12 protein-coding genes are annotated in these 19293 nt (G+C 40.4%); 7 read left to right on the forward strand and 5 right to left on the reverse strand.

All coding sequences use genetic code 11. The annotated features are described in order from the left end of the window. Positions 1 to 57 precede the first annotated feature (57 nt). Positions 58 to 1164: a bifunctional 3,4-dihydroxy-2-butanone-4-phosphate synthase/GTP cyclohydrolase II gene (gene ribBA, locus ABJK37_RS04150; RefSeq protein ID WP_348350421.1), complete on the reverse strand. Its 1107-nt coding sequence runs from the start codon at positions 1162 to 1164 to the stop codon at positions 58 to 60. A gap of 517 nt (positions 1165 to 1681) precedes the next feature. On the opposite strand from ribBA, the gene ABJK37_RS04155 reads away from it, so the two are divergent. Further along, the gene (locus tag ABJK37_RS04155; RefSeq protein WP_348350423.1) at positions 1682 to 2479 is read left to right on the forward strand and encodes a DeoR/GlpR family DNA-binding transcription regulator; all 798 of its coding nucleotides are present in this window, start codon (positions 1682 to 1684) and stop codon (positions 2477 to 2479) included. Positions 2480 to 2624: 145 nt separating this feature from the next. Here ABJK37_RS04155 and ABJK37_RS04160 read toward each other — a convergent pair whose 3' ends face one another. From ABJK37_RS04160 to ABJK37_RS04175, 4 genes are read right to left on the reverse strand one after another with little or no spacing between them, the layout of a single operon-like run. Then, entirely contained in the window at positions 2625 to 4946 is a 2322-nt protein-coding gene (locus ABJK37_RS04160) for a DUF5703 domain-containing protein (RefSeq protein ID WP_348350425.1), read from the reverse strand. Positions 4947 to 4973: 27 nt separating this feature from the next. Then, a complete protein-coding gene (locus tag ABJK37_RS04165; protein WP_348350427.1) occupies positions 4974 to 5768 on the reverse strand; it encodes a DUF1080 domain-containing protein in 795 nt (264 codons plus the stop codon). After that, positions 5769 to 7463: a GMC family oxidoreductase gene (locus ABJK37_RS04170; RefSeq protein WP_348350429.1), complete on the reverse strand. Its 1695-nt coding sequence runs from the start codon at positions 7461 to 7463 to the stop codon at positions 5769 to 5771. It lies immediately after the preceding gene. Positions 7464 to 7472: 9 nt separating this feature from the next. Continuing rightward, a complete protein-coding gene (locus ABJK37_RS04175; RefSeq protein ID WP_348350431.1) occupies positions 7473 to 7853 on the reverse strand; it encodes a gluconate 2-dehydrogenase subunit 3 family protein in 381 nt (126 codons plus the stop codon). Positions 7854 to 8719: 866 nt separating this feature from the next. On the opposite strand from ABJK37_RS04175, the gene ABJK37_RS04180 reads away from it, so the two are divergent. From ABJK37_RS04180 to ABJK37_RS04205, 6 genes are all read left to right on the forward strand, one after another. After that, complete coding sequence (locus tag ABJK37_RS04180) at positions 8720 to 11623, forward strand: TonB-dependent receptor (RefSeq protein ID WP_348350433.1); 2904 nt, start codon at positions 8720 to 8722, stop codon at positions 11621 to 11623. A gap of 270 nt (positions 11624 to 11893) precedes the next feature. After that, positions 11894 to 13156, forward strand: a complete 1263-nt coding sequence (locus ABJK37_RS04185) for a ribulose-bisphosphate carboxylase large subunit family protein (RefSeq protein ID WP_348350435.1) — start codon at positions 11894 to 11896, stop codon at positions 13154 to 13156. Continuing rightward, positions 13153 to 14439, forward strand: coding sequence for a four-carbon acid sugar kinase family protein (locus tag ABJK37_RS04190; protein WP_348350437.1), 1287 nt, complete (start codon positions 13153 to 13155; stop codon positions 14437 to 14439). The genes ABJK37_RS04185 and ABJK37_RS04190 overlap by 4 nt, the downstream gene beginning before the upstream one ends. Before the next feature lie 153 nt (positions 14440 to 14592). Beyond that, the gene (locus ABJK37_RS04195; protein ID WP_348350439.1) at positions 14593 to 15258 is read left to right on the forward strand and encodes an aspartate/glutamate racemase family protein; all 666 of its coding nucleotides are present in this window, start codon (positions 14593 to 14595) and stop codon (positions 15256 to 15258) included. Between the two features lie 172 nt (positions 15259 to 15430). Continuing rightward, a complete protein-coding gene (locus ABJK37_RS04200; protein ID WP_348350441.1) occupies positions 15431 to 16834 on the forward strand; it encodes an FGGY family carbohydrate kinase in 1404 nt (467 codons plus the stop codon). Between the two features lie 266 nt (positions 16835 to 17100). Continuing rightward, positions 17101 to 19293 (forward strand): bifunctional rhamnulose-1-phosphate aldolase/short-chain dehydrogenase, encoded by a 2193-nt coding sequence (locus ABJK37_RS04205; protein WP_348350443.1) that lies wholly within the window; start codon positions 17101 to 17103, stop codon positions 19291 to 19293.

Consider the following 19293-nt stretch of genomic DNA (forward strand, 5'->3'; position numbering starts at 1 on the left):
CGTTTTAGCCATTTTAATTAGAAAAGAAGGTTTCTATAAATTCTGCCTAAGTGATCTCTAGAGACAATCAATATACTCTACAACTTCCAATTCAAATCCAGACAGAGCGTTAAAGCGGATTGGAGCACTTAGTAGCCTAAGTTTTTTAATACCTAGATCACGTAGAATTTGTGAGCCAGCGCCAACTTGTTTGTAGCCGATATCTGGATTGGGTCGTCGTATCCCGTTTACTAAGTCGTCAATACTCTGTTCTACATCTGCTGTTGTTTCAGAATGACAAATATAAACTAAGACTCCACATCCTTCATCAGCTATACGTTGAATTGCAGCGCGGCAATCCCAAGAATTAGCCGTGTTATCATCTTTACAAATTCCAAATACGTCTTTGGCAGTACTGCCAACATGTACGCGAACTACAGTTGGTTCAGCTGGGTCAATGTCCCCCTTTATAAGGGCGAAATGATGTTCGTTTGTAGTAGTATTAAAATACGTTTTTAAAGAGAACTTGCCATAAAGGGTATTGATTTCGCGCTGGTTGATACATTCGATTGTTCGTTCGGTAACAATACGATGTTGAATTAATCCGGCGATAGTCCCTATTTTAATATCATGTGTTTTAGCAAATATTTCTAAATCTGCGCGCCTTGCCATTGTGCCATCTTCATTCATTACCTCAACGATAACCGCAGCAGGCTCAAGGCCCGCAAGTCGAGCAAGGTCGCAGCCAGCTTCAGTATGTCCAGCACGACTTAACACACCTCCAGTTTGAGCCATTACTGGAAAAATATGCCCTGGTTGAACTAAGTCTTGAGGCTGGCTGTTTGCCGCAACTGCGATTTTTACAGTCTGTGCTCGATCGGCTGCTGAGATACCCGTGGTAATTCCATTTGCAGCTTCAATGCTCACTGTAAAATTCGTGGAATGTTGGCTACCGTTATCCCGAACCATTAGCGGTAGATTTAATGCTCGGCATCGTTCTTCTGTCAAGGTTAAACAAATTAAGCCACGGGCATATTTCGCCATAAAGTTAATATGTTCTGCTTCAACGAAAGATGCAGCCATTAAAATATCACCCTCATTTTCTCGATCTTCATCATCAAGCAAAATAACCATTTTACCCTGTCTAAAATCATCGATTATTTCTTCATAACTGTTTGATTGCATATTTGTCCTTATAAAAAAGTTGTCTATTCGTTGGTATTGCAGTGTCTAAATTCAGGTTTTATACAGCTACGTATTATACCTCTGTGGTACGAGTATTGCTGAATTAATGACAGCTTTTTCAATACAAATCAGCGCTATATCGAGATATTTGGGTCTTAATGAATTCTTCCTAAAAAGGGCTTACTCCGTCGTTAGTGTGAATTGACTTTAGTGGTAAGGTTGAGGTAAAAACTTCAAAGTTGTTCAAGGTGCACAGAGATTATCATTCCGAATTTTTTGCTTGTTACTTGATACCGGCCGATGCGCTTACCAACTATAATGGTTGACAATATTTAACCTTATTTATTTTATTTGGCGTTCAGATAATCGACATTAATTTAAATAACATTTAGTCATTTGAATGCTTTACTGGTATTGTTTCAATCATAACTTATCTTTTTTGGTCATGAGAAATAAGGTTGGTGACTTTGCTAGACCGAAAGGTAATCAACATGCTATCCAAAAGGAATATTTGAAAATGCTTGAAAAACAAAGACATCACTTATTACTAGAGCTTTTAGCTGAAAATGGTTTTGCTTCTGTGCCTACGCTCTCATCACAATTAAAAGCCTCCGAAGCCACTATTAGGCGGGATTTAACTAAACTATCAAAACGTAAGTTACTTCAAAAAATAAGAGGGGGGGCTCAGTCAAATAGTCCTATATCGACAAATAAGGGACGAAATCACCTAAAAGGCTCGGTATTTTTAGTTGACGCAGAAACTCACCAAGATAGAAAACAAGCAATTGCAGCAAAAGCAGTCTCTTTATGTGAGGACGGTGAGTCAATTATCATCAATGGTGGTAGCAGTACATTTATGATGAAGAATTCTCTCTACACCCGGCATCTAAATATTCTGACTAACTCATTTGCCCTCGCCACTGAACTTGCAGAAAATAGTGATTGTCAAATTACTTTGCCAGGAGGAGAGTTATATAGGAAGCAAAGTATCATTTTGAGTTCTTTCGAAAATGATTGTATTCCAAATTATCATGGCACTAAAATGTTTATGGGAACACCAGGGATAAGTGAGTTTGGATTGATGGAAACGGATCCCTTATTGATATTATCTGAACGTAAATTGCTCAAACAAGCAGACAAGCTTATTGTGCTAGCTGATAGCTCTAAAATAGATAAACGTAGTAGCCTTATATTGTGCTCGTTGAAAGAAGTAGACACGTTAATTACAGATGAGTATGTGACGGAAGAACAGCTTGATATGTTTAAAGAACACGATGTCGAAGTCATTATTGCACCTATATCTGCAACAGAATAACAAACGATTTACGTCCATATATTGGCGTCTCTATAGTGCTTACCTTAAGTGAAAGTATTCGCCATAAAAAATGGACTGATTGAAAAATGAGTCCATTTTTAGTTATGCGTCGCAGGCCTGTTTTATTTGAAATTAAGCATTCAAGTTAGTTTAAGTTTGTTTTTTCTATTGCTGTCATTTCTAGCAAATTAACAATGTCTTTTTTTCGTGATGCAGGCTTAACGTTTATCAGTTTGACTATTCCATTTTCAATTCTTGCTTCCACAGTGGTGTTTTTCTTTGCATGCAATTTAAAATGTACGTTCCAGTCCTTTGGCCAAGCCGGAAATAGGTATATCTTGTCATTCGCTTCTTGGAGTAACATTTCTTGCATACCAATCATTCCAGAGCCACCCCAATTGTGATCAGGTACCCAATCGAATCCAGGGCCCCAAAAGGCTGGGAAACGTCTTTTAGAGTTGGCCATTTTTAGTAAGTTGTACTTTGCAGCTTCTTCAGTTAACCCTAAACGAGCTGCAAAAATATTATCTTGTTTCCAACCGATATGACTTCTAAATTTTTGTACGTCTGCATCGTACAACCATGTATTTTTTGCTACTTGTAGGTCGGGTAAGCCAATCCCATATATTCCCCATGGGTAAACAGGGTAAAGTTGCGCGGCTTCAACGTTATTAATACGTGTCCAAGACTTAGCTGGAGCGAGTACTTTGTGATGTGCTATTTCCCGAAAATTAAGTGGTGGAATTCTAGTTCGAAACGATTTTAAGTAAGTCACTTCATCTTTAGTTAATTTATCTGCTGAGAGTGCCAGTAGCTTTTCTGTGATGACTGTTAACGCAGCAATAGTACTATTAGCATTGTTTGCCATTTTGTAGGTTTCTACGGCTGAGCCAGGAAAAAGAATAAGTTGGTTATTTTCATCTAAGGTTTTTCTGCCTCTTTTGTTTGCTAGGTACTGGTAGTGTTCATCAAAAAAACGCAGGCAACTAATGATAAATGAATGATATTTCTCAATATTCTCATTTGTGTATTCGTTTAGTTGCAACATCATACTTGCGAACTCTAAGACTGTGTCCCACTGATACTCCAGCCAAGCGTTATATTGAAGACCAGGATCAAATCCTTCTGGGCGTTTCCAGCCGTATTCAGAAGGATTCGGAAGACCAAAATTCTCTAACTGTTCTGTAAACGCCGCACCTTTGTGGCCCCAATAAACTAAGCTTCTTAGCTCGGCATTTTTTTGTAGGGTGAGGTAATAATCTAGTTGTGATTTCATCATGTCAAAATCACCACTTTTTAACATGGGAAAATAGACTAAGCGCTGATTTTGTTGGGTCATGGTCCCTCCGCCCCAATTTCGAAAATCAGGAGTGAAATTCCATGATGGTTTGGTAAATACTGGATCGTAGGTAAATAGTCCGCCGTTAAATTTTGTGGGATATTTACCATAGGCGTTACTACCTAACATATAGCGAAACAACTGGTAGTTTTGACCTATTTGGTAAACGGAGTCTTGGGTGGAAGCGTTTTCTTTTTGGGTATATATGAAACTTCGTTCCCAAAAGTTATTCCACCAAGAAATTGTTGGCGCATGATCCTTAATATAGCTTGCAACTTGCTTCTTTAATTCCTGATTCCAGTTATCAATATCTTCTGTTTGTTGGGTAAAAAGATGGATTTGGACATTATGGCTTTTAACTGCATTCTCACTCGATAATGAATAGCCCTTGAAGTCTGTATCTTGATAAGTGCCTTCATAAGTACCAGTAGGCGTTAAGTGCTTTCCAAACATTAAGCCGCCAAAAGTGAGATGGGCTAGTGGGTTCATCATTTGATCTTTGACTGATTCCATTTGTTGCTGTTTTACGACAACATCGAAGACGGTATTTTGTTTATTCTTATGAAAAAAATTAATACTATTACCGCTAAATTGAATCATATCTTTATAGGTAATAATGTCTCCTTGCGGTGCCCACTTATACGAATTGGCATTATTTGCCGCGCCTTCTACCTTTCTATCTTTATATCGCCAACTTTCTAAGGACGCTGTCAATTTTAAAGGAATTTCACTGCTGACATCGACATGAATAACAGGATTGAATACATCTACCCATAACTTGATTTGGGTATTGTTTTGCGCTATTTGGATATAACCATCTTTTAGGACCAATTCTTGACGAAAGTCTTCATTATTTTTAAATGGGTTAGGAAATAACTGTACTTTTACGCGGCCTAATTTTAATAGGGTATTATGCTCGTCAAACGTACCGCTACGAGAAAAATAAAAATACAGGTCACCTTTTTCAACCCAAGCGTTGACGCCAATATCACCACCGCCTAAAGGCATAGATTCTGATGAGTTGTTACTTTGGCTCTGCCAAATTTGATTATAGTTGTCCAGTTGCGGAATGTTTGCGTTGACCTGAACGCTAATAACTAGCAGCAAACAAATTATTGTATATCTCATTGAAAATTATCCATTAATACTTTTAATCTAGTTGGTTGTTATTGCCTTGTTATAATCTAACAATTCAATGTCTTTAAATTGGATAGGATGACTTTCCGATTGCAGTGAAATATAACCGCTACTTAGCGCGACGTTATTTCGATTGGTTATTAGTTCATCAACGTATTGTTCTTGTGGGTCTAAAACGAGGTCAGTATATTCAAAAACTAATTCGCCATTAACCCAATGACGCACTATTTCATCACCCATGACTTCTACTTCTACTTGTACCCATTGTTCTCCAGAATAACTGAAAGAATTGGAGTAAACACAATGCGTTGATGTCGGTGTTTTATTGATAGAAACATTGGTTCCTGGGGTACAAATATTCATCGTTGTCCTAGTTTTCCCTTGATCGGCTCCAAGTAGTTGAGCTTCGATAGACACGGGAAAAGACTGGTTAAGCTTAATGGTGTTAGGATCTTGCCCGTGTAACATCACTCCGCTATTTTTATATGCCCACTTGGGGCCGTCAGGAAGTTGTTGTTTAATAAAGCGATAGCTAAATCGAAGTCTGTATTGTGATAATTTTGTTTGATAATGAAGGTGCCCAAATTTATTATCAAAGCGCTCATAGTTTTTATAAGAGACGGTTAAGTATCCGTCTTCTACGATAAATGTATTGAGATGGTTATTACCTAAAGGGTAGCCTTGAATTTTGGGTAGCCAGCCGTCTAGATTTTTGCCATTGAATATTCTTTGCCACTTGGCATCGTTAGCATATATACGGGTAGGCAAAATCACCAAAAAGGCGACAATAATAGTGCATAATATTCTGTTCATTTATAATTTTCCTGCCTTGATTTGTTTGTCGGCATAGTCAGCCGCTCTTGCCGTAAACGCCATAAAAGTTATCGAAGGATTAACACAAGAAATAGACGAAAACGCCGCGCCATCGGTAACAAATAGATTGTCCACTTCATGGCTTTGATTCCATTTGTTTAGGTAGGATGTTTGGGGATTTTTACCCATACAGGCACCGCCCATTTCATGGACAAAAGAACCTGGGTTTACGTCATATGAAAACCCTTCTACCTTGGTTAATCCTGCGGCAGTTAACATATCTACTGCAGATTTTTCTATGTCCAATTTCATTTTTTCCGTGTTTTCACCATAGGAAACACTAGTGACAAGTAAAGGCATGCCCCATTGGTCTTTTTGGGTTTCATGGAGATATACCTTGTTGTTATAGTCAGGCAACATTTCACCAAAACCGGCAAGCATAAATTTCCAACCACCCGGGCTACGAATACTTAATTTGAAATCTTCACCCAGGCCTTTTTTCCGTGTGTTATTTTGCCAGCCACTGCGTTCAGCCTTGCCTTGATAACCAAAGCCTCGTAAATAATCACTACGTTGCTGCTTAATATTGCGAAATCTAGGGATGTAAATTCCGCCGGGGCGGCGACCTTTATAATAACTATCTAAATGACCGGGAACTTCTCCACGGGCGCCAACAGCACCAGTATGATCCATAATATAATGCCCCAAAACGTTATTAGAGTTACCAATGCCGTTAGGGTAGGTTTTCGATTTAGAGTTAAGTAGTATTTGTACACTGGCTAGTGTTGAGGCGCACATGAATATGATGCGCGCTGAAACCGTTTTTCGTTCCCCAGTAACAGTATCAACATAGGCAACACCCTTGGCTTTGCCAGATAGTTCATCGTATAACACTTCTTGCACTTGGGCGTTGGCAGTGAGTGTCATCTTGCTGGTTTTTTTCGCGGCTGCAAGTGCCCCTGAGAGAGAAGAATAAAATCCTCCCCACGAACACCCTCGTTGGCATTCATTACGAGCTAAACATTGACCTCGGCCTAATTCTAAATGTACTTTTTGTGGCTTAGTCAAATGGGCAACGCGTGCTGGGATGAGAGTTCTCTCAGGATATGCTTGTTCCAATTTGGCTTTTATTTCGCGTTCTACAACATTAAGTGGCAATGCGGGCAGAAACTTTCCATCGGGTAAAATATCCAATCCTTCAGTACTACCGGAAATACCGATAAAGGGTTCTACATAGTTATACCATGGAGCAAGATCTTCATATCGAACTGGCCAGTCAATACCGTGACCGTCTTTTGCATTTGCCTCGAAATCTAATTTATTCCAACGATAAGATTGCCTTGCCCAAAGCAATGATTTTCCACCAATGCTTGAACTTCTTATCCAATCGAATGGTTTGTCTTGTTGATAAGGATTTTCTTTATCATTAATAAAGTGGTGTTTGGTGAAGTCGGTTAGAGCATAACTTTTTCGTTGCGTTGAAAACTCTTCTACTAACTGCTCTTTCGGCAATTTACCTCTAAATTCCATCTCCCAAGGAGGCAGACTTTCGGTTTTGTAATTGCCGTGTTCTAGGGGCTTGCCTCTATCAAGAACTAAGGTGCGATATCCTTTTTCACAAAATTCTTTCGCAGCATATCCGCCGGACATGCCAGAACCCACAACAATGACATCGAAATCAAATTTAATCTTCATAAGTGTCCTTTATGACCAAGCTCGGCCAATGACTGCCAAGGGCATTTCTTGATAAGGGCCAGGTACTGGATCGTATTGAAGTTCTATACTGGCTCCAATTTCAGAGGTGTAATATCCAATAACGGTTAGTTCTTTTAACTTTTTATAAAAATCATCACTACCTAGGTTGTCATCTAGTCGAGTGACAGCATTAAGTTGCATACGAGCAGATAGATGATTAAAACCACCCACTTTTTTATTGAAGGTATTGAATTCAAATAGCCATTTTTCAGAGTCTTGCTTTGAAAGTAGATTGAACAACATGTGTTCAATATATTCTGGAACCCCGGCTTTTCTTGCACCTGGAGTATCTGTGTCTGGAATAATAATGTCCGCTATTTTAGATAACATTAATCTTTGGTTTGAAGTGAGAAATCTCTTCTTATTATCTGAGAGGTACGTGCTTGATGCTGCTAATGCCCTTATCCCAAATGGGGATAAGGAGGTGCCCAATAATAAGCTCAAGTTAGCTATAAATTTTCGTCGACTTAATTGTGCCATTCTGTCAGTGCCTCACCCTCTAATTTCACAAATTTAACAATAATGATACAGAGTAATCAGTATGCGTTCAATCATTAATGGTCATAATAAGTCTCCAGCTGTCACTTGGTGAGTTCCAATGTCGCCTAACCTACTGAGGTAACCTACGGTTAATTAGCTTTTGCAACACTGATGTGTATGAAACGCTTTACAGAGTATTTGGAAATTAAAGTGAATTTTAGAGCGGTAAATTTCTTTCTATGATAGGTGTGGGATGGGCCTGTCGGAATTTTAAGCACTTCTATGTTCATTGTGTTATTCGCCCATTATACGCTTAATAGAATCTACAATTTTTTGCTCTAAAAACGTGATCGTTACCTCTTATTAATTTAAATTTTTGGAGCAAAACTCTGTGAAAGTGTAGGCAGAATGGAGTCAGCAGCAAGTGTTAACCCTGTTTAGTCGGGCTGTTATTTTGGTTATCGTGACTATCTATGAAAATAAAAGACGTATTCTGATTATTTGTAGTTGTAAATTGATTGTTAATGAGTTAATTTATAATGGTTGTTATATGGATAGGTGGTTAACTAGATATAAAGGCTAAGTATTCTGCTGGTTTGAAACGGAATCATATGACCTTTTGAATACGTAATTTGGAACAATTTATAAAGTGAAATAAATTGCTTTAAATCGAATAAAAAAACTAAATGTAAAATAATAGTGAAACGGGAAAACATATGAAAATATTTAAAAAATGTCCGTTGCGGACGGCAGTTGCAGTTGGCGTATCCTCTTCTTTATTTTTTGGGGGGGCTGTTATAGCGCAAGAATCAAATGAAGATTCAGCTGAAGAAAATAATGTTGAATTGATTGTCGTTACAGGGAGTCGGATTAAAAGCTCTGACGCTACTGCGGCTAGTCCATTGCAAACTATAGATGCTGCTGTATTGGAAGAACAAGCGGTAATTAATGTTCAAGAAGCTTTGCAGCTTAATCCCGCTTTTGGCGCGCCTGGTTCAAGTCGTGCAAGCTCAGCTAGTAACAATGTTAGTGCAGGTACTGCGACAGTAAACTTAAGAGGTTTGGGGGCTGACCGTACGTTAGTGTTAGTAGATGGTAAGCGTATGGTATCAGGTATCCCAGGTACTACACAGGTTGATTTGGCCATGGTTCCAACCGGTTTTGTTGACCGGATTGAAGTGCTTACTGGTGGTGCTTCTGCGGTTTATGGTTCTGATGCTATCGCGGGTGTGGTTAATCTTATTTATAAGAAAAATTTTGAAGGCTTTATTTTCAATACTCAGGCTGGCCAGTCGCAAGAAGGCGATGATTCACAACTCAAACTTGATTTAACTGCAGGTCAAAATTTTGATAATGATCGCGGCAATGTCATGTTTAACTTAGGTTGGACTCAACAAGGCGCGATGTTAGCTAGTGATAGAGAATTTACCGCAGTTGCCAGTCAAAGTGCTGGGGTGGCTGCTAAAGATCCAACTAGACTTTATGAGCGTTTAGATGCTTTTTCAGGGCATGCTCCAGCCGGACAAGTTGGCTCTTATACTTTCGACCCAAATGGTAATGCATTACCAAGTTCAGAGTTGATCCGCATGGATAACGCCCCTTATCAATCTTTGGCTTCACCGGTTAATCGCTTGACTTTCGCGCTGCATGCTGACTATGAAGTTAATGATGATATGACGGTTTATTTGGATACTAATTATGGCCAGGTAAACTCCAAATCCTATAGTGAACCTGTTCCATTTTGGGCGCATAGACAAAATATTGGTATTGGGGCTAACTTACCAATTGAACATCGTGTTTATGATGGTTCGGGGAATATGACAATGGTTAATAATCCATTTTTACCCCAAGAAGTATTCGATGAGGCGATTGATACCGATGGTGATGGTCTTAAAGATGTGACCATAGCAAGGCGTTTAGTCGAATTTGGTGGTCGTACTTCACCCATTGACCGTGATCTTTTTCGCGTTGTAATGGGGGCTGAGGGTTATATTGGTGAAGATTGGTCATATGATGCGAATTATTCCTATAGCCGGTCAAATCTTTCAACGACAATGGATAACCTCTTTCACGGCTCTAATATTGAAGACGCATTAAATGCAATAACAGATGTGTATGATTTTGATGGTGACGGCGATACAACTGATGCAGTTTGTACTCGTGCACAAGCACGAGCGAATGGCTGTGTTGCAATGAATATGTTCGGTGCGGGTACAATTACGGAGGAAATGTTAGCGTATTCACGCACTAAAATGGTTCAACGTTCAACCCAAGATATGCAAACATTAGCAGCTAATGTGTCAGGTACTGTGTTTGAATTACCTGCAGGCGGCATGGATGTAGCATTTGGTGCTGAATATCGCGAGGAAAGCACGGAACACATTTTTGACGCTTTAACCAACAATCAACAAAACGGCTATACCCAAGCAAATGATACCGTTGGTGAATATGACGTGTTTGAGGTTTATGGTGAAACTGCGGTTCCCCTGCTTGATTCGCTAAATCTAAATCTAGCGGCGCGTGCAGCTGATTATTCAACGATCGGTTCGGCTTCAGCTTATAATTTTGGGCTTGAATGGTCTCCAACTGATTCATTGCGTTTTCGAGCGGTATATGCCGAAGCCGTTCGTGCTCCTAATATCAAAGACTTATATAGACCTGCAAAAGTTGGCGTGTCTTCGATTAATGACCCTTGTAACGGTGTAACAGCAACATCTGTGGGTACTGCTGATGATAATTGCCGAGCGGAAGCAGGTATAAATACTAACATCGCCGAAAATGGCTCAGTAGTGTTTACCAATTCTGACACTGCCGGTGTGCTAATTAAAGAATCAAGTAACCCTAATATCCAGGAAGAAACCGCGACAACTTACACCTTGGGTGCTGTCTATTCTCCATCTAGAGACCTTGTTGTAACAGTTGATTATTATGATATCACTATTGATGATGCGATTGCCTTTACGTCAAATAATGTGATTTTGTCCAAATGTTACGTAGAGAGTCAGCAAAACTTCTGTGACTTAATTGACCGTAGCACGGTTTCTGGCGACCAAACCAATGCGGGCTCGGTATCTGAAATCCGCCGTCAAAATATCAACAGTGGTGGTGCATCAACTAAAGGAGTTGACTTTACAGCGAATTACTCAACCGAACTTGCTGGTGGGGATATCGCTTTATCGGTAAGTTGGAGTCATCTATTGGAGGATATCTCCATACCCCTCGCAGGCGAAGTGCCTAAAGATTCTGTTGGCGAAACTAAGAATCCTGAAAATAAGATTTACGGGGCCATTAATTGGACTCAAGGACCATTAAAGCTCAATGTAACTACGCGTTATTTTGGTGCGTGGACTTATGATGATGAATGGTACCAAGGAGTTTTTGGTGATGATGTGCAAAGCAGTTATTTTGATGTGGATGGGTATTTAACTATCGATACTCGCGTTAGTTATGATTTTAATGAAAATTATAATGTGTCACTTGGTATCAAAAACTTAACCGACGAGTCACCACAGATAATCTACGGAAATATGGATGGCGGTAGTTGGCAACAAAATACTGACTCGGGTATCTACGACGCAGTTGGACGCCGATTCTATGCTGGTTTCACCGCTACCTTTTAATCAGTTGTAGAGTGAAAATTGAAATGAGTGTTGTAAGGCACTCATTTCTTCTTTTTGGAATGACTGTGTATGACTTGTTTAGATTGTACTGGGTAACAAAGGGGATATTTTGTAGCTGGAAAATTGACTTACAGCTCAACAAAAAATGGATTTTCAGCTCTGTTTTTATCACAAGAGTTATATCAAATAAATTTCGATGGGTGTTTAGGTATTACCCCCTCATATCAACGTAACTAGTGAGGAGTACGCTTCGTACTTTAAAACAGCATGATGACAGAACGTATTACAGCGTCTTATTGGATAGAAACTGCATTTGGGTTACAAGATGCTGCGGCTACAATGGCCGGAGAACAATCCACAGGAACTTTCGTTAGGGTACCTGGTGAAACGGATGAATTGCGTGAAGCATACGCAGCGAGAGTAGAAGAAATTATTGAACTTGGTCAGGTGAGCTCACCTTCTTTACCTGGTTCAGGGTTACCAAAAAATGGTAATACAATTCGCAGGACGGCGCGTGTGACGCTATCTTGGCCGATAGCCAATTTTGGACTATCACTACCGAATCTTTTGGCAACCATTGCCGGGAATTTGTCAGAACTAAAAGCTTTTTCAGGCTTGAAATTACTTGATATCAAACTCCCCAGTATATTTCTTGATAAATATCAAGGTCCGCAATTTGGTGTAGCTGGGACACGTAAGCTCGCGGGTGTCTACAACCGACCAATAATTGGTACCATTATTAAACCTAGCGTCGGTTTTTCACCTGAGGCTACAGCAGAGCAGGTAAAGGTTTTATTGGCATCGGGAGTTGACTTCATTAAAGATGACGAATTGCAATCAGATGGACCACATTGCCCATTCGATAAACGTGTTAAAGCTGTAATGAAGGTTATTCGAGAGCATCGGGATAAAACTGGAAAAATGGTAATGTATGCGGCTAACCTGACCGGTGAAATTGACGAAATGCTAGCGCGACATGATTTGGTGTTAGCTGAAGGTGGCACTTGCATAATGGCGAGTCTAAATTCTATTGGTTTACCAGCACTGAAAGTTTTACGGGCTCATTCCCAATTGCCTATTCATGGACATCGCAATGGGTGGGGGATGTTAGGACGATCCCCAGCCATTGGTATGAGTTTTATTGCTTACCAAAAACTTTGGCGACTTGCGGGCATTGATCACACCCATGTTAATGGGTTGGATAATAAATTTTGCGAAGAGAACGATAGTGTTATTGCCTCAGCACAAGAATGTTTAACCCCGATGTTCGATAAACCAGCAATTGGTTGTGAAATAATGCCGGTATTTTCATCAGGGCAATCAGTTCATCAAGTGGCAAAAACTTATGCTGCGATGGGGACCACCGATCTGATGTATGCAGCTGGTGGCGGAATTTTAGCGCATCCTATGGGACCAGCCGCTGGAGTGACATCACTTATGCAAGCATGGGAGGCCGCTGTGTCTGGTGTTCTTGCCCATGAAGCCGCAATAGGACAGCCTGAATTAGCGGCTGCGTTGGGAGTGAAAAGGTGAGCTTGCTTTACGCGTATTATGGCGATGATTTCACCGGCTCAACCGATGTGCTAGAGCAGTTAGCTGAGGGGGGGATTGACGCAGTATTATTTTTGCGCGAGCCAGATAAGGCACTTCGAGCACGTTTTAAAGATGTGCAAGCCATAGGTATTGCTGGGGATAGCCGAAGTCGTTCTCCACAATGGATGGAGGACAACCTACCTTCGAAATTTAGGGCGTTACACGATGCCAATATTATTCACTATAAAACATGCTCTACCTTTGATAGTAGCCCTGAGGTTGGTTCGATTGGTAAAGCGATGGAAATTGGCATTGATTTGTTCGGCCACCCTGCTGCAATAGTGGTTGCGGCTCCTCATTTAGGTCGCTATGTAGCGTTTGGTAATCTTTTTGCTAAAATTGGCGAAGACATCCTGCGTATTGACCGTCATCCTACGATGTCTCGACATCCTGTCACGCCAATGTTCGAGGCGGATCTTATTCGTCATCTTCAGACTCAAACCCGCTCTGCAGTATCGCTTTTTTCTTTGGATAAACTAAAAACTGATCAAATTCATGCCACGTTTGATTATGCAAAAACCGATTCAAAAGCTGTTCTGTTTGACGGTGTGTCGATGGAAGACTTGCGAACAACAGGAGCCCTTATTGTAGATAACGATATTCGATTTACTGTTGGTAGCTCTGGCGTGACTCGGGCGCTCGTTTCTAAATGGCATGAAGAATCAAGAGTTAATAAGAAACAAACCTCTGGGGTTGTAGAAGAAGTGAAACAATTGCTCGTTGTAAGCGGCAGCTGTTCGCCTGTGACCGCGAAACAAACTTCCTTGGCAAACGAGAAAGGTTACGATGCCCATTTGGTCGATGTTAGTGCGTTGTTACGAGGCGATGTCGAAGAAGAGCAACGCCTAATAGAATTATCTCTTGCTTCCATTACTAGGGGAAAAAGCTGCATTATTCATTCTGCAGATGGACCTTTAGACGTATCAATTGAGGCCGCTGGAGATAGTCTTGGAAAGGCACTAGGAAGAATAACCAAAGCCGTTATTCTAAATACAGGGTTAAGACGCATCCTATTCGCAGGAGGTGATACTTCCAGTCATGGTGTTGCGCAACTTGATGCTGATGCGATTACATGGGTAGCACCAATTGAGGTAGGCGCCCCTTTAGTGCGAATACACTCACAGAATGAAGCTATTGATGGACTAGAAATGGTGCTCAAAGGAGGACAGATGGGTGGCCTCAACTTCTTCGAATCTGTTCGCTGTGGGCGACTCATCGAATAACGGGCTCATTCAATCAATTGAAACAAGGCGATGCTCTTATAGCCATAGATAGTCGGAGGCAATTTCAATGTCTTTAGCCTTCACTATTGTCTTGGGATAAAGAGCCATACCACTCATATTACGAAATATATTTATATTAAAGGAAAAAAAATTTTGACCACACTAGCGCTTATTCATACTTCACCAACTCTGAGTCCGCTTTTTAATGAATTAACTGCTCGTATTATGCCTGACGTGCGCATTTTCCATTATGTTGACGAAAGCCTAATAAAAAATACGATTGCAAAAGGGTACCTTGAGAAATCTTCCATGAGACGACTTATTTCAATGGTTGGCTCTTGTTTTGAAGCTGGGGCAGATGCAGTCCTTGTTACGTGTTCGTCAATCGGGCCAGCAGTTGATTTAGCTGCACAATTATATGACAAACCAGTATTAAGGGTCGACCGCCCCATGGCAGAAAACGCGATTCAATCTGGTAATCGAATTGGTGTAGTAGCAACCTTGTCCACCACACTTAAGCCAACAGTTGACTTAGTTCGAACTGTAGCCGCTGAACAATCGACAGAGATAGAAGTGGTTGAATACTTATGTGAAGGTGCATTTGAAGCGATTATGGCAGGGGATGGTGACACACACGATCTTATCGTTTCTGAAGGTTTAACTGTGGGGATGAAGGGAGTTGACGCTATCGTTCTCGCTCAAGCATCTATGGCCAGAGTATTAGCTGGCCTGCCAGACGGTGCGTTAAGTTCCCCCGTTTTTTCTAGTCCAGAACTTGGTGTTTTGCGAGCCAAAGAAATATTAGAAAAGAACCTGTAGATGAAATCCTGATAGGGCTAAAAGGATAAATACGATACGTTTTGGGTGTGTTTTTAATCCAATCTAAATCTATACTTTAGTATTGTTGATTTTAAATGATTCATAATGATTGAAATTTGATTTCAAATGTTTGTCTGATGTTATTCAGGCGTGATTATAGAAGCGAATAGTAGTGGTTGATGAAATAACAAAATATTTATTGGTAATTGATATTGGAAAGACTCACATCAAATTACATGTTTTAGACGGTAATTTGCAGTCGATATTGTCTAAGCAAACACAGAACGTTGTAGATACAAAAGGGGAGTATCCAAGTTTCAATGTTACCTATATTTGGAATTGGCTAATAGACGGAATTAAAGCCGTTTCAGAGATTTATCTAATTTCCTCTATAAGCATTACCACTCATGGTGCAACAGCTGCCTTGATCAATCGTCACACAGCTAGTAATGATGGATTGGTATTTCCAGTTTTAGATTACGAGTACCAAGGAATATCATCTTGTAATAGGGAATATGCGGCCTTACGACCAGGCTTTAATGAAACCTTTTCCCCTGATTTGCCAGCAGGACTGAATTTGGGTAGACAGCTTTTTTGGCTTAAAAGTATGTTTCCGAAAGACTTTATGAATGTCTCAGACATTATGATGTATCCCCAATATTGGGGATGGCGATTTACTGGGAAGTTGTATTCAGAAATCACCTCCTTAGGTTGTCATACTGATTTATGGTCAACAAAAAACGGCGAATACTCTTCGTTAGTCGACACCTTAGCAATCCGAAATTTATTACCCCCCATTAAACCCGCGGGGTTTGATTGTGGAGTCCTTTTGCCTGAATTAGTTGAGGAACTAAAGTTGAGTCCTGATTGCAGGTTCTTTAATGGTATCCATGATAGTAACGCCAGCTTTTTACGTTATCGGCTGGCCCAAGAAACGTCACCTTTTACTGTTATATCCACAGGGACTTGGACTATTTTGATGGCTTCAAAAACACCGTTAGACAATCTAAATCCTAACAAAGACATGCTAGCTAATATTGATGCGATGGGCTCTCCCGTTGCGTGTGCACGGTTTATGGGGGGGCGTGAGTTTGAATTTATATGCGAACAAACAGGGTCAACCCTAGAGGCGTCGTTCGATGAAAATGATTTACAGAAAGTTATTGATCTAAATGTTTTTGTCATCCCCGGATTTACTGGGGGGAGTGGACCTTTCGGTGACAGGAAAGGCCAATTTATTGGAGATGTCGGCCAAGTAAGTGGTATCGCGTTAGCCACACTTTATTGCGCGTTAATGATTGACTATCAACTTGAAATGTTAGGTGCAGAAGGAAGTATATATATCGAAGGTGCATTCCTTAAAAACGACTTGCTTTGCGCAGTATTAGGTCAATTGAGAGAGCCGCAACAAGTATTGCTATCTCAGGATTCGACCGGAACGGTAAAAGGGGTTGGATATTTAACTTCACGGCATAATTCTGAGTGCAGTATTGAGGTGAAAGGCGTCAATAAGACCGCTTTAGGGGCGCTGTTTGAATATCAAAAAAAATGGCTCGAATATGCTGTTAGCACATAATGAAATCAACAATCATTTCCTAAGTTTGCGACATTTCTGTACGGGATCTTCACACTACTATTTTTAATGAAACAGTTCAATTTCTGGTTTGTTTTATTATCGTGTGACCTTTTATGATTGAAATTGATTTATCATGATTGACTGTATGGGTTTCGTATGAGATATTAAAAACAATTGGAATATATATTGCGTTTTTTAATCAGTTTTTACCCGTTTTGGATGGCTGGCAATTTTCTTAAATTTAAAGAATCAAATGTAGGCATAATATGAAATACAAAAAAGAAGAATTTAAACACGTTAGTTACCTTTGGAGTAATAAAATTGCCGAGCCGCTTACTGATCTAGAAAATTTAGTTTATAGGTCAAATCTATTGGGTGCTGATCAGCGTATTACTAATACGGGCGGGGGAAACACTTCTGCAAAATTAATGGAAACTGATCCGTTAACGGGAGAGAAAGTACAGGTATTATGGGTTAAAGGTTCTGGTGGTGATTTACGGACTGCCAAAATTGAAAATTTCTCTTCTTTATATCAAGATAAATTAACCGCATTGGACGATACCTACCAAGCCCGTGATGATAAAGGTTATAAACAAGCCGGTGAAGATGCCATGATTGGTATGTACAAGCACTGCAATTTTTGTCTTAATCCTCGCGCCTCGTCAATTGATACCCCCTTACACTCTATGATTGCCGATAAACATGTTGATCATTTGCATCCGAATGCAGTCATCGCTATTGCATCATGTAAAGACCAAGAAGCCCTTACCGAAAAAGTATGGGGTGGAAAAATGGCGTATGTCCCTTGGATGCGACCAGGATGGGAAGCAGCGAAAGTCTGCGAAGAAGCTTACGCTGAAAAGCCAGATAGTGTGGGAATTCTGTTGGGACAACATGGTCATACTAATTGGAGTACTGAAAGTAAAAGTTGTTATGAAACGTCATTATGGGTTATAGAAACAGCTGCTCGTTTTATTGAAGAACATGACAAAGGTGAGCACACCTTTGGTGGGGAAAAAGTCACCAGTTTATCAGACGATGCACGTACTGCGTTACTCACTAAGTTTTTGCCTGTAGCCCGTGGAATTTTGTCGAACAAAGTGAAATTTATTGCAACCGTACAGTCAGATGAAACTGCACTGCGTTTTGTTAATAGTGTAGATGCGCCACGTTTGGCAAAATTAGGTACGTCATGCCCAGATCATTTTTTGCGTACTAAAATTCAGCCTCTTTATGTTGATTTTAACCCTCAACAAGATGATTTCGACACATTAGTAGAAAAACTCAAAGCAGGCATTAAGCAGTACCGAGTAGAATATGCACAATATTATAACAACTGTAAACGTGATGATTCTCCTCCTATGCGTGACCCAAGCCCGACTGTTATTCTCATTCCAGGAGTGGGTATTATTGGTTGGGGTAAAAATAAGAGTGAGTCTCGTGTTACAACCGAATTTTACAACTGCGCTATAGAGGTAATGCGCGGCGCAGAAGCGATTAGTGAATACACTGCTTTACCTCAACAAGAAGCCTTTGATATAGAATATTGGGCATTAGAAGAAGCAAAATTACAACGTATGCCAGCCGAAGCGCCATTAGCACGTAATGTGGTAGTCATTATTGGTGCCGGTGACGGAATTGGTAAAGAAACCGCTTTTCGGGTAGCCCGAGAAGGGGCGCATGTAGTGTGTGCCGATTTACGCTTTGAAGCGGCTCAACAAACAGCCGATGAATTAACAGCAATATATGGTCAAGGTATTGGAGTGGCTGGTAGTGGTATTTCAGGCTGTGGTTCGATAATCGCACATGATGTTAATATTACTGACCGTGACAGTGTAAAAAAGATGTTTGAGCAAGTTGTTCTAGCCTACGGTGGGATCGACAATGTTATCGTCACTGCTGGGGTATTTTTAGCTCCGGGTCAATCGGGAATGAGTAACGATGAGATGTTTGACCTTAGTTTTGCGGTGAATGTTAAAGGTGGTTATATTGTCGCGACCGAAGCAAATTACATTTGGAATGCACAGAAATTACAAGGCGCAATGGTCTTAACTAGCAGTGTAAACGCCACCGTAGTTAAGAAAGGCTCATTGGCTTACGACACATCAAAAGCCGCAGCTAATCACTTAATTCGTGAGTTGGCGGTGGAACTGTCTCCTTTAGTTAACGTCAATGGGTTAGCGCCTGCAACAGTGGTTAAGGGGAGTACCATGTTCCCACGGGATCGAGTGATTGCCTCGTTGACTAAATACAATGTTAAATTTACTGCAACAGATTCTGACGATGAGTTACGTGATAAATTAGCTATATTTTATGCACAGCGTACCTTGACCAAACAACCCATTACGCCAGCCGATCAAGCTGAAGCTGCCTATTTATTGATTTCAGGTCAGTTAAGTAAAACAACGGGACAAATTATTAGTGTAGATGGTGGTTTACACGAAGCGTTTTTACGCTAA

Origin of the sequence: Paraglaciecola sp. (assembly GCF_039964565.1) — a bacterium.
Lineage (GTDB): Bacteria > Pseudomonadota > Gammaproteobacteria > Enterobacterales > Alteromonadaceae > Paraglaciecola.

What these genes read in the sequence shown, in the direction of transcription:
- ABJK37_RS04160 (WP_348350425.1), bottom strand. Translation starts at nt 4,946, where the DNA reads ATGAGATATACAATAATTTGTTTGCTGCTAGTTATTAGCGTTCAGGTC.
- ABJK37_RS04165 (WP_348350427.1), bottom strand. Translation starts at nt 5,768, where the DNA reads ATGAACAGAATATTATGCACTATTATTGTCGCCTTTTTGGTGATTTTG.
- ribBA (WP_348350421.1), bottom strand. Translation starts at nt 1,164, where the DNA reads ATGCAATCAAACAGTTATGAAGAAATAATCGATGATTTTAGACAGGGT.
- ABJK37_RS04175 (WP_348350431.1), bottom strand. Translation starts at nt 7,853, where the DNA reads ATGTTATCTAAAATAGCGGACATTATTATTCCAGACACAGATACTCCA.
- ABJK37_RS04185 (WP_348350435.1), top strand. Translation starts at nt 11,894, where the DNA reads ATGACAGAACGTATTACAGCGTCTTATTGGATAGAAACTGCATTTGGG.
- ABJK37_RS04170 (WP_348350429.1), bottom strand. Translation starts at nt 7,463, where the DNA reads ATGAAGATTAAATTTGATTTCGATGTCATTGTTGTGGGTTCTGGCATG.
- ABJK37_RS04155 (WP_348350423.1), top strand. Translation starts at nt 1,682, where the DNA reads ATGCTTGAAAAACAAAGACATCACTTATTACTAGAGCTTTTAGCTGAA.
- ABJK37_RS04180 (WP_348350433.1), top strand. Translation starts at nt 8,720, where the DNA reads ATGAAAATATTTAAAAAATGTCCGTTGCGGACGGCAGTTGCAGTTGGC.
- ABJK37_RS04205 (WP_348350443.1), top strand. Translation starts at nt 17,101, where the DNA reads ATGAAATACAAAAAAGAAGAATTTAAACACGTTAGTTACCTTTGGAGT.